This window comes from Pseudomonas sp. P5_B2, from assembly GCF_056400445.1.
Genome location: NZ_JBFULH010000116.1, coordinates 1 through 11,436 on the forward strand (window position 1 = coordinate 1; position 11,436 = coordinate 11,436).

Annotated in this window: 9 protein-coding genes and 1 pseudogene; 2 read left to right on the forward strand and 8 right to left on the reverse strand. The window is 57.6% G+C overall.

The window, feature by feature from the left end; translation table 11 throughout:
* The first annotated feature begins 190 nt into the window (after positions 1-190).
* Positions 191-832 (forward strand): HD domain-containing protein, encoded by a 642-nt coding sequence (locus tag AC1DRJ_RS12230; RefSeq protein ID WP_477802374.1) that lies wholly within the window; start codon positions 191-193, stop codon positions 830-832.
* A gap of 139 nt (positions 833-971) precedes the next feature.
* On the opposite strand, the gene AC1DRJ_RS12235 is transcribed toward AC1DRJ_RS12230, so the two are convergent.
* The 8 genes and pseudogenes from AC1DRJ_RS12235 to AC1DRJ_RS12270 form a co-directional block, all read right to left on the reverse strand.
* Positions 972-1,862, reverse strand: coding sequence for an ABC transporter permease subunit (locus AC1DRJ_RS12235; RefSeq protein WP_477802375.1), 891 nt, complete (start codon positions 1,860-1,862; stop codon positions 972-974).
* On the reverse strand, positions 1,859-2,740 hold the full coding sequence (locus AC1DRJ_RS12240; RefSeq protein WP_477802381.1) for an ABC transporter permease subunit: 882 nt from the start codon (positions 2,738-2,740) through the stop codon (positions 1,859-1,861). The genes AC1DRJ_RS12235 and AC1DRJ_RS12240 overlap by 4 nt, the downstream gene beginning before the upstream one ends.
* 35 nt (positions 2,741-2,775) lie before the next feature.
* Positions 2,776-3,918, reverse strand: coding sequence for an ABC transporter ATP-binding protein (locus tag AC1DRJ_RS12245; RefSeq protein ID WP_477802376.1), 1,143 nt, complete (start codon positions 3,916-3,918; stop codon positions 2,776-2,778).
* 73 nt (positions 3,919-3,991) lie between these two features.
* Positions 3,992-5,089, reverse strand: a complete 1,098-nt coding sequence (locus AC1DRJ_RS12250) for a polyamine ABC transporter substrate-binding protein (protein WP_477802377.1) — start codon at positions 5,087-5,089, stop codon at positions 3,992-3,994.
* A 238-nt stretch (positions 5,090-5,327) separates the two neighbouring features.
* The gene (locus AC1DRJ_RS12255) at positions 5,328-6,425 is read right to left on the reverse strand and encodes a polyamine ABC transporter substrate-binding protein (RefSeq protein ID WP_477802382.1); all 1,098 of its coding nucleotides are present in this window, start codon (positions 6,423-6,425) and stop codon (positions 5,328-5,330) included.
* Positions 6,426-6,606: 181 nt separating this feature from the next.
* Positions 6,607-7,971: an aspartate aminotransferase family protein gene (locus AC1DRJ_RS12260; RefSeq protein ID WP_477802378.1), complete on the reverse strand. Its 1,365-nt coding sequence runs from the start codon at positions 7,969-7,971 to the stop codon at positions 6,607-6,609.
* A 59-nt stretch (positions 7,972-8,030) separates the two neighbouring features.
* Positions 8,031-9,389, reverse strand: coding sequence for a glutamine synthetase family protein (locus AC1DRJ_RS12265; RefSeq protein WP_477802379.1), 1,359 nt, complete (start codon positions 9,387-9,389; stop codon positions 8,031-8,033).
* A gap of 130 nt (positions 9,390-9,519) precedes the next feature.
* A pseudogene (locus AC1DRJ_RS12270) lies at positions 9,520-9,780 on the reverse strand (gamma-glutamyl-gamma-aminobutyrate hydrolase family protein); the annotation flags it as partial.
* Between the two features lie 278 nt (positions 9,781-10,058).
* Between AC1DRJ_RS12270 and AC1DRJ_RS12275 the strand changes: the two are divergent.
* Positions 10,059-11,435, forward strand: a complete 1,377-nt coding sequence (locus AC1DRJ_RS12275; protein ID WP_477802380.1) for a glutamine synthetase family protein — start codon at positions 10,059-10,061, stop codon at positions 11,433-11,435.
* The last annotated feature ends 1 nt before the right edge of the window (position 11,436 follow it).

The following is an 11,436-nucleotide window of genomic DNA, read 5'->3' on the forward strand; positions in this document are numbered from 1 at the left end:
GCAGCCTCGCAGGCTCGGCAGCTGCTACAGGTCCATCAAACTTAGCCAATCCACATGCAACAAGCGAGGTTGGCGCGATATGCAGGTTCATTGGCAAGGATCGCAGCCATGGATCGATTGTCCGGTTTTGGGGGGCGGAACAGACTTGTTCCATCAGCGCCGCCACGGCGTTCCCCGCGAGGACAGCACCATGAGCAGCAACATTGCCGGCATCAACATCCCCGACAGCGCATTGGCCAAGGCCACCACCGAATACATCCGCGACGTCGAATCCGACTTGCTGTATCACCACTCGCGCCGGGTGTTTTTGTTCGGTGCCTTGAGCGGTGAACGCAAGCAACTCACTTACAACCCGGAGTTGTTGTACGTCGGTGCGATGTTCCATGACCTCGGCCTGGTGGAAGGTCATCGCAGCGCTGACGAACGTTTTGAAGTCGACAGCGCCAATGCCGCCAAAGCGTTCCTCAAGCCTTACGGGCTGAACGACGACGATATCGAACAGGTCTGGTTGTCGATTGCGCTGCACACCACGCCGGGCGTGCCGCAACACCTGCGCCCTAACGTGGCGCTGGTGACGGCTGGTGTTGAAATGGATGTGCTGGGCATCGACTACGCGGCGTTTTCCACCGTGCAGCGTGAGGCGGTGGTGCATGCGCACCCACGAGGTGAAGGGTTCAAGGAGTGCATCCTGTGTGCGTTCGCCAATGGCTTCAAGCACAAGCCTGATACCACGTTCGGCACAGTGAATGCGGATGTGCTGGTCGACAGCGATGCAGGGTTCAAGCCGATGAACTTCGTCCAGATCATCCGCCAATCCCCTTGGGGGTCGTAAAACAACTGTCCTGATCGTTCCTACGCTCTGCGTGGGAATGCAGCACGGGACGCTCCGCGTCCCATCCAGAGCCGAACGCGGAGCGTCCGAGCAAGCATTCCCACGCGGAGCGTGGGAACGATCAAACCCTGCATCAAGCTCAGGCCGCTTCCGGCGCCTGCGCGCGGCGTACGTCCGGTTGTTTCCAGGAGTCGGCAGCGCTTTCTTCGATGGCTTGCTGAATCGCACGCTTACGGCTTTCTTCGGCGCGGCGGCTGAAGAACCAGACCAGGAAGGTCACGATCGACACCGCCAGCAGAATCAGGCTGGCCACGGCGTTGATTTCAGGCTTCACGCCCAGGCGCACCGCCGAGAACACTTCCATCGGCAAGGTGGTCGAACCCGGCCCCGACACGAAGCTCGCCAGCACCAGGTCATCCAGCGACAGGGCAAACGACATCATGCCGCCCGCCGCCAACGATGGCGCGATCATCGGGATGGTGATCAGGAAGAACACCTTCCACGGCCGGGCACCGAGGTCCATGGCTGCCTCTTCGATGGACAAATCAAGCTCACGCAAACGAGCCGACACCACCACCGCCACATACGCCGCACAGAAGGTCGTGTGCGCGATCCAGATGGTGATGATGCCGCGTTCCTGTGGCCAGCCAATCATCTGCGCCATGGCCACGAACAGCAGCAACAGCGACAGACCGGTGATTACTTCCGGCATCACCAACGGCGCGGTCACCAGGCCACCGAACAGCGTGCGACCCTTGAAGTGCGTGATACGGGTCAGCACAAACGCCGCCAGCGTACCAAGCGCGACCGCTGCAATCGCCGTGTAGCAGGCGATTTCCAGCGAGCGCACCACCGAGCCCATCAGTTGCGTGTTGTCGAGCAGGCCGACGTACCACTTGATTGACCAGCCGCCCCACACCGTCACCAGCTTCGAGGCGTTGAACGAGTAGATCACCAGGATCAGCATCGGGGCGTAGATAAACATCAAACCGAATACCAGCATCAGGCTGGAGAATCTGAAGCGCTTCATTCTTTGCCCTCCATTTCTTTGGCCTGACTACGGTTGAACAGGATGATCGGCACAATCAGGATCGCCAGCATCACCACCGCCAGGGCAGACGCCACCGGCCAGTCACGGTTGTTGAAGAACTCTTGCCACAGCACTTTACCGATCATCAGGGTTTCCGGACCGCCAAGCAGTTCCGGGATCACGAACTCGCCCACCACCGGAATGAACACCAGCATGCAGCCTGCGATGATGCCGTTCTTGGACAGCGGAATGGTGATCTTCCAGAAGCTGTTGAAGGTACTTGAACCGAGGTCCGAGGCAGCTTCCAACAGGCTGTGATCGTGCTTCACCAAATTGGCGTAGAGCGGCAGGATCATGAACGGCAGATAGGAGTAAACAACACCAATATAGACCGCGAGGTTGGTGTTGAGGATCTGCAGCGGCTCGTCAATCCAGCCCATGCTCATCAGGAAACCGTTGAGCAGGCCGTTGTTGCTGAGGATGCCCATCCACGCGTACACGCGGATCAGGATCGCGGTCCAGGTCGGCATCATGATCAGCAGCACCAGCACCGTTTGCATCTCTTTACGGGCACTGGCGATGGCGTAGGCCATCGGGTAGCCGATCAACAGGCAAAGCACGGTGCTGATCAGCGCCATCTTCAACGAGCCGAGGTAGGCGGCGATATACAACTCGTCGTCGCCAAGCATCGCGTAGTTGGCGAGGTTGAGCAGCACCTGCAATTTCTGTTCGGCGTAGCTGTAGATTTCGGTGTACGGCGGAATGGCCACGTCGGCTTCGGCGAAGCTGATCTTCAAGACGATGAAGAACGGCAACATGAAAAACATGAACAGCCAGATGAACGGAACTCCGATGACCAGCTGGCGGCCACTGGGAATTATTCGATTGAGCCGGCGTTTGAATTTGCGCATGTTCATGAGCGAAGTACCACACCGCTGTCGTCTTCCCAATACACGTAAACCTGGTCACCCCAGGTTGGACGCTGACCGCGGCGCTCGGCGTTGGCGACAAACGACTGGACGATCTTCCCGCTCGGCRGTTCAACGTAGAACACCGAGTGACCGCCGAGGTAGGCAATGTCGTGCACCTTGCCGCTGGACCAGTTGTATTCGCAGGTCGGCTGGATCGGCGTCACCAGCAGTTTTTCCGGACGGATCGCGTAGGTCACGGATTTGTCCTGCACCGAGGTGCTGATGCCGTGGCCCACATAGATCTGGCGGTCCAGGTCCTTGCAGGTGATGGTGGCGTGGCCTTCGGCGTCGTCGATCACTTCACCGTCGAAGATGTTGACGTTGCCGATGAACTCGCAGACCAGACGGCTGGTCGGGGTTTCGTAGATGTCGATCGGGCTGCCGATCTGGGCGATCCAGCCCAGGTGCATGATCGCGATGCGCTCGGCCATGGTCATGGCCTCTTCCTGGTCGTGGGTCACCATGACGCAGGTTACGCCGACGCGCTCGATGATCTCGACCAGCTCAAGTTGCATCTGCGAGCGCAGCTTTTTGTCCAAGGCGCCCATAGGTTCATCGAGCAACAACAGCTTCGGTCGCTTGGCCAGCGAACGCGCCAGTGCCACACGTTGACGCTGGCCACCGGACAACTGATGCGGCTTGCGCTTGGCGAATTGCGTCATCTGAACCAGCTTGAGCATGTCCGCTACACGGGCATCGACTTCAGCGGCAGGGATTTTGTCCTGCTTGAGCCCGAACGCGATGTTCTGCGCCACGGTCATGTGAGGGAACAAGGCGTAGGACTGGAACATCATGTTGATCGGCCGCTCGTACGGCGGCATGTCGGTGATGTCGACGCCGTCGAGGAAAATCCGCCCTTCAGTCGGTCGTTCGAAGCCGGCGAGCATCCGCAGCAACGTGGATTTGCCCGATCCCGAGCCGCCGAGCAGGGCGAAAATTTCGCCTTTCTTGATCTCCAGGGACACATCGTCCACGGCAATCGTCTCGTCGAACTTCTTCGTGACCCGGTCGATTTTGACCAGCACCTGTTTCGGTGTCTGGTCGCCCTCGAGGGCTTTCTTATAGGCGCCGGAGGCAACTGCCATTTACGAAACTCCCAGAAAAAAAGGGTGCAGTTCGCTCAAGGTGAGCCAACTTTGGATAATTTGAGCCCTGAAGCTATTTACCCGACTTGACCTTGGTCCAGCTGCGGGTCATCAAACGTTGAATGTTTGGTGGTAACTCGATCGACACGTAAGTCTTGTCGAGGACGGCTTGCGGTGGATAGACCGACTCGTCGGTGCGGATGGACTGCTCCATCAGTTTGTCCGAGCCAGGGTTGGGGTTCGCATAGCCAACAGAATCGCTGACCTGTGCGATCACCTCGGGTTTCAACAAATAGTTGATGAAGGCGTGGGCCTCTTTGACGTTGGCCGAATCCTTGGGAATCGCCAGCATGTCGAACCACAGCGCGCCGCCCTCTTTGGGAATGGTGTAGGCAACGTTTATGCCTTTGCCGGCTTCTTCCGCCCGGGCCTTGGCCTGGAACATGTCGCCGGAGAAACCGATGGCGATGCAGATGTCGCCGTTGGCCAGGTCCGCGATGTACTTGGACGAATGGAAGTACGTCACGTAAGGCCGCACCGCCAGCAACTTGGCTTCAGCTTTTTTGTAATCTTCGGGGTTAGTGCTGTTGGCGTTCAGGCCCATGTAGTTAAGGACCGTCGGCATCATTTCATCGGCGGAATCGAGGAACGCTACGCCGCAGCTTTGGAGCTTCTTGATGTTCTCCGGCTCAAACAGCACGCTCCATGAATCGATCGAATCGACACCCAGTACCGCCTTGATCTTGTCGACGTTGTAACCGATGCCGTTAGTGCCCCACAGGTAGGGAACAGCGTAAAGGTTACCCGGATCGTTTTGCTCCAGACGCTTGAGCAGCACCGGATCCAGGTTGGAATAGTTAGTCAGCTTCGACTTGTCGAGCTTCTGGAAAGCGCCCGCCTTGATCTGCTTGCCGAGGAAGTGATTGGACGGCACGACCACGTCGTAACCGGTACGCCCGGCCAGCAACTTGCCTTCCAGGGTTTCGTTGGAATCGAAGACGTCATAAACCGGCTTGATGCCGGTCTCTTTCTGGAAGTCCGCCAGGGTGGTCGGACCGATGTAATCCGACCAATTATAAATATGCACAGTACCGGCGGCCTGGACACTAACGGCAAGCGTCAGCCCGGCGCCAATCAGCACGGCATTGCGAAACAAAGAAGAAATTGGCAAGTGGAGGTCCTCTAAAATGAGTTGGGCTCAAGCTGGCCCGCGTTACATGACAGCCATGGCTGCCCGGCAACAAAACCGGCGCGCAACTTACCCGCGAAAAACCGTTCCAGYAAAACTTTTATGCAGATCTGTAGCAGCTGCCGCAGGCGGCGTTCAACCAGGAAGTAGTTGTGCTGTTGAAAAAGCGGAGGTCCTTCGGACCTCAACGCAGCCTTCGGCAGCTGCTACAGGGTTTTACTTACTTACCGGACTTGATCTTGGTCCAGCTGCGCGTCAGCAGCCGCTGGGTCGCGGCCGGCAAGTCGGCAATCGCGTACAGCTTGACCAGCACGTCCGCCGGCGGATAGACGCCTGGATCGCTGGTAATGTCTTTATCAACCAGTGCGGTGGCCGCCGCGTTACCGTTCGGGAAGCGTACGGCGTTGGTGATTTCCGCCATGATTTCCGGCTTCATCAGGAAGTTCATGAACTTGTAGGCGCCTTCGACGTTTTCGGCATCTTTAGGCATGGCAACCATGTCATAGAAGCTGCCCGCACCTTCTTTCGGAATGTTGTAGCTGACTTTCACCTTGTCACCGGCTTCAGCCGCGCGGGACTTGGCCTGGTAAATGTCACCCGAATAACCCACGGCTACGCAGATGTTGCCGTTGGCCAGGTCAGAGATGTACTTGGACGAATGGAAGTAAGTGATCGAAGGGCGGACCTTCATGATCAGCGCTTCGGCTTTCTCGATGTCTTCTTTCTTCTGGCTGTCGGTTGGCAGGCCCAGGTAGTGCAATGCCACCGGAATCATCTCGGTTGGCGAGTCCAGCAAGCTGATACCGCACGACTTCAACTTGGCAGCGTTTTCAGGTTTGAAGATCAGATCCCAGGAGTCGGTCGGTGCGTCGGCCCCTAGTGCAGCCTTGACCTTCTCGGCGTTGAAACCGATGCCGATCGAGCCCCACATGTACGGGAAGGCGTGTTCGTTGCCCGGGTCGCTCACCGATACCGCTTTGAGCAGCTCAGGGTTCAGGTTTTTCCAGTTAGGCAACTTGGACCTGTCCAGTTTCTGGTATACGCCGGCCTTGATTTGCTTGGCCAGGAAGTTGTTCGACGGCACGACGATGTCGTAACCGGACTTGCCTGCCAGCAACTTGGCTTCCAGGGTTTCGTTACTGTCGAAGACGTCGTAGACCACTTTGATGCCCGACTCGTCTTCGAACTTCTTCACGGTGTCCGGTGCGATGTAATCGGACCAGTTGTACACATGAAGAACCTTGTCGTCCGCCTGAACTGCACCCGCCATCACGCCCATCAGGGACATGGCGAGAAGGGTCTTGCCAGCTATCTTCATACCTAATGCCTTCATCGGTAATGCTCCAATTTTTTCTTTTTAACCACGTGCTCAGCAGCCTTTACTGGGCATCTGAAACAACCGGTAGTCTGGCAAGATCCAAGGCAGGCTTTCAAGGAAAGACCCCTCCTTTGTTTGCTCTGAGCGAAATGTAACGTCACACCCGCTCAGAGCCTAGCACTTAGCCCTGCAGCGCACTCAGGGTCAGGTCCAGGCACTTGCGTGCCTTGGCCACCAACTCATCGATTTCAGCCGGTGTAATCACCAGTGGCGGAGCAATGATCATGGTGTCGCCCACGGCGCGCATGATCAGGCCATTTTCGAAGCAGAACGTGCGGCAAATCATGCCAGCGCCCTTGCCTTCGTAACGTGTGCGAGTGGCTTTGTCCTGAACCAGTTCAATGGCCCCCAACAGACCGACCCCGCGCACTTCCCCCACCAGCGGGTGATCGTTCAGTTCCCGTAGACGCTTTTGCAAATAGGGTGCCGTTTCTGCTTGCACGCGCTCGATAATTTTTTCTTCGCGCAGGATGCGGATGTTTTCCAGCGCCACCGCTGCGGCCACCGGGTGACCGGAGTACGTGAAACCGTGGTTGAAATCGCCGCCTTCGTTCAGCACCTCGACCACTTCGTCACGCACGATCAGCCCACCCATGGGGATGTAGCCGGAGGTCAGGCCTTTGGCGATGGTCATCATGTCGGGCTTGAGGTCGTAGTAATCGGTACCGAACCACTCACCGGTGCGGCCAAAGCCACAAATCACTTCGTCCGCCACGAACAAAATGTCGTACTTGGCGAGGATTTCCTTGATGCGCGGCCAGTAGGTGTCTGGCGGGATAATCACGCCGCCGGCACCCTGGATCGGTTCGGCAATAAAGGCTCCGACGTTGTCCACGCCGACTTCCAGAATTTTCTCTTCCAGCTGATTGGCCGCCCAGACGCCGAACTCTTCAGGCGTCATGTCACCGCCTTCGGTGAACCAGTACGGCTGCGCAATGTGGACGATGCCCGGAATCGGCAAGTCGCCTTGTTCGTGCATGTATGTCATGCCACCCAGGCTCGCGCCGGCCACGGTCGAACCGTGATAACCGTTCTTGCGGCTGATGATGACTTTCTTCTTCGGCTGGCCCTTGATCGCCCAGTAGTGACGAACCATACGCAGCATGGTGTCGTTGCCTTCCGAACCCGAACCGGTGAAGAACACGTGGTTCATGCCTTCTGGTGCGATGTCGGCAATGGCTTTGGCCAGTTCAAGTACCGGCGGGTGAGCGGTCTGGAAGAACAGGTTGTAGTAWGGCAGTTCGCGCATTTGCTTGCTGGCGGCGTCGGCCAGTTCATCACGGCCGTAACCGATCGCAACGCACCACAGGCCGGCCATGCCGTCGAGGATCTTGTTGCCTTCGCTGTCCCATAGGTAAACGCCCTTGGCGTTTGTGATGATCCGCGGGCCTTTCTCTTTCAGCTGYTTGAAATCGCTGAACGGGGCCAGGTGGTGATCATTGCTCAGGGTTTGCCATTCACGGGTTTGCGGATTATTGCTGGTCATACAAATCTCCTAAAAAAATCAGCTGAAAGCGCCGCCCCACGACGACGGCGCCCGGCGTATCAGACGGCGAAGAGCAGGAACTCGCGCTCCCACGAACTGATCACGCGCTTGAAGTTTTCATGCTCGGCCCGCTTGACCGCGACGTAGCCTGTGATGAATTTTTTGCCCAGGTATTTCTCGACGGTCGCGCTGTTTTCCATGCGTTCCAGCGCGTCCTCGATGGTCAGCGGCAGGCGCAGGTTCCGGCGTTCATAACCACGGCCCACCACCGGCGCGCTCGGGTTGAGGCCTTCGACCATGCCGATATAGCCGCAGAGCAGGCTCGCGGCAATCGCCAGGTACGGGTTGGCATCGGCGCCCGGCAAGCGGTTTTCCACCCGACGGTTTTGCGGCCCGGCGTCCGGAACCCGCAGGCCCACGGTGCGGTTTTCTTCGCCCCACTCCACGTTCACCGGTGCCGAGGTGTCCGGCAGGAAGCGGCGGAACGAGTTGACGTTCGGTGCGAACAGCGGCAGCAACTCGGGGATCAGTTTCTGCAAGCCACCGATGTGGTGCAGGAACAGTTGGCTCATGCTCCCGTCTTCATTGGAGAAGACGTTTTTGCCGGTTTCGATGTCGATGATGCTCTGGTGCAAGTGCATCGCACTGCCCGGCTCGCCAGTCATGGGCTTGGCCATGAAAGTCGCCGCCACGTCATGCTTGAGCGCGGCTTCGCGCATGGTGCGTTTGAACACCAGGATCTGGTCGGCCAGGGACAAGGCATCGCCGTGACGGAAGTTGATTTCCATCTGCGCCGTGCCGTCCTCGTGGATCAAGGTATCGAGGTCCAGCTCCTGCAATTCGCACCAGTCGTAGACGTCTTCGAACAGCGGGTCGAATTCGTTCGCCGCTTCAATCGAGAACGACTGGCGACCGATTTCCGGACGCCCGGAACGGCCAATCGGCGGTTGCAGCGGGTAGTCGGGATCGTCGCTGCGTTTGGTCAGGTAGAACTCCATTTCCGGTGCCACGATGGGTTGCCAGCCGCGGTCTGAATAGAGTTTGAGGACCTTCTTGAGCACGTTGCGTGGCGACAGTTCGATCGGGTTGCCTTGCTTGTCGTAGGTGTCGTGAATCACCTGGGCGGTCGGCTCGATGGCCCACGGCACGAGGAATACGGCGTTCTGGTCGGGGCGGCAGATCATGTCGATGTCGGCCGGGTCGAGCAGTTCGTAATAGATGTCGTCTTCGACATAGTCGCCGGTCACGGTCTGCAACAGAACGCTTTCGGGCAGGCGCATGCCTTTTTCAGCAATGAACTTGTTGGTCGGCGAGATCTTGCCACGGGTAATCCCGGTCAAGTCGGCGATCATGCATTCGACTTCTGTGATCTTGTGGTCTTTCAACCAATCGGTGAGCTGGTCGAGGTTGTTACTCATAAATGCCTCTAGGCGTTGAGTTTCCTGCCGCGTTCATGCGTCAGGCAATGGTTGACGCATCGGCGTCGCGTTGAAACGGGTGTCTTCGACAGGCTATCGTGATTTTTCCGCGCGGTGCAGCAAACGCCGGATGTGCAGTATCACTAGCGATAGTCGGGCCGCTATTGTGAATCGGTTCTATATTGAATGAAGTAACCGTAATGGGGGTGCCATCAAGGCCGTCCAGAATATCGGACGGAGACAGTCTATCCGTCATGGATGACAGGATTACCGTCAGGTCCACAGCCGCTGAGGGCACTGCGCGGACGTAGGTGTCGCCACTGATGTGATAAGCATGCAGACCGATCTGCGTAGAGCATTCGGTGACGCCGATTAACGGCAGGCGAGACATGAAGCACCCCGGTATTATTGGTGTTATGGGTTTGAATCGAGCTTAGCCTTGTTCATTTTTTTACACAACACCCCCGTAAAAAATACAACACGCCCCGCTCAAGCCTGCGGCAACCAAAGCGTTCAAAGGCATAAAAACGCCCCAAAGTGCCTCAAAAAAGCCTTATGAGCGCTTTTTTAGGGCAAAAAAGGCCTCGCTTGACTTCGGCAGGCCGTTCGGGTTGACTGGAATCCGAAGAGATCAATGATTGATATTTTTAACAACAAAGGTGTTGCATCATGTCGGTACCCCCGCGTGCCGTTCAGCTTAACGAAGCGAACGCGTTCCTTAAGGAACATCCTGAGGTTCTGTACGTTGACCTTCTGATTGCGGATATGAATGGTGTGGTGCGCGGCAAGCGCATTGAACGCACCAGTCTCCACAAGGTTTACGAGAAAGGCATCAACCTGCCGGCCTCTCTATTTGCTCTGGATATCAATGGCTCGACGGTGGAAAGCACCGGCTTGGGCCTGGACATCGGTGATGCTGACCGAATCTGCTATCCAATCCCTGACACCCTGTGCAACGAGCCCTGGCAGAAGCGCCCTACCGCGCAACTGTTGATGACCATGCATGAAATCGAAGGCCAGCCGTTCTTCGCCGACCCTCGGGAAGTGCTGGCCAATGTGGTTCGCAAGTTCGACGACTTGGGCCTGACCATCTGCGCCGCGTTCGAACTGGAGTTCTACCTGATCGACCAGGAGAACGTGAATGGCCGTCCGCAACCGCCACGCTCGCCGGTATCCGGCAAACGCCCACATTCGACACAGGTCTACCTGATCGACGACCTCGACGAATACGTCGACTGCCTCCAGGACATTCTGGAAGGTGCGAAAGAGCAAGGCATCCCTGCCGACGCCATCGTCAAGGAAAGTGCCCCGGCGCAGTTCGAAGTGAACCTGCACCACGTGGCCGACCCGATCAAGGCCTGCGACTACGCGGTCCTGCTCAAACGCCTGATCAAGAACATCGCCTACGACCATGAAATGGACACCACGTTCATGGCCAAGCCTTACCCGGGCCAGGCGGGCAATGGTCTGCACGTCCACATCTCGATTCTTGATAAAGAAGGCAAAAACATTTTTGCCAGCGAGGATCCCGAGCAGAACGCCGCACTGCGTCACGCGATCGGCGGTGTGCTCGAGACCCTACCGGCGCAGATGGCGTTCCTCTGCCCGAACGTCAACTCCTACCGTCGTTTCGGCGCACAGTTCTACGTGCCGAACTCGCCATGCTGGGGCCTGGATAACCGTACTGTTGCGATCCGCGTTCCGACCGGCTCCTCCGATGCCGTGCGCATCGAACACCGTGTGGCCGGCGCCGATGCCAACCCGTACCTGCTGATGGCCTCGGTCCTGGCAGGCGTGCATCACGGCCTGACCAACAAGATCGAGCCGGGCGCACCCGTGGAAGGCAACTCCTACGAGCAGAACGAGCAAAGCCTGCCGAACAACCTGCGTGATGCATTGCGCGAGCTGGACGACAGCGAAGTCATGGCCAAGTACATCGATCCGAAGTACATCGATATCTTCGTGGCCTGCAAGGAAAGCGAGCTGGAGGAGTTCGAACACTCCATCTCCGACCTTGAGTACAACTGGTATCTGCATACCGTGTAAG

Excerpts from the sequence above, each read along its gene's own strand:
- AC1DRJ_RS12230 (WP_477802374.1), top strand. The coding sequence starts at position 191 with ATGAGCAGCAACATTGCCGGCATCAACATCCCCGACAGCGCATTGGCC.
- AC1DRJ_RS12255 (WP_477802382.1), bottom strand. The coding sequence starts at position 6,425 with ATGAAGATAGCTGGCAAGACCCTTCTCGCCATGTCCCTGATGGGCGTG.
- AC1DRJ_RS12275 (WP_477802380.1), top strand. The coding sequence starts at position 10,059 with ATGTCGGTACCCCCGCGTGCCGTTCAGCTTAACGAAGCGAACGCGTTC.
- AC1DRJ_RS12265 (WP_477802379.1), bottom strand. The coding sequence starts at position 9,389 with ATGAGTAACAACCTCGACCAGCTCACCGATTGGTTGAAAGACCACAAG.
- AC1DRJ_RS12235 (WP_477802375.1), bottom strand. The coding sequence starts at position 1,862 with ATGAAGCGCTTCAGATTCTCCAGCCTGATGCTGGTATTCGGTTTGATG.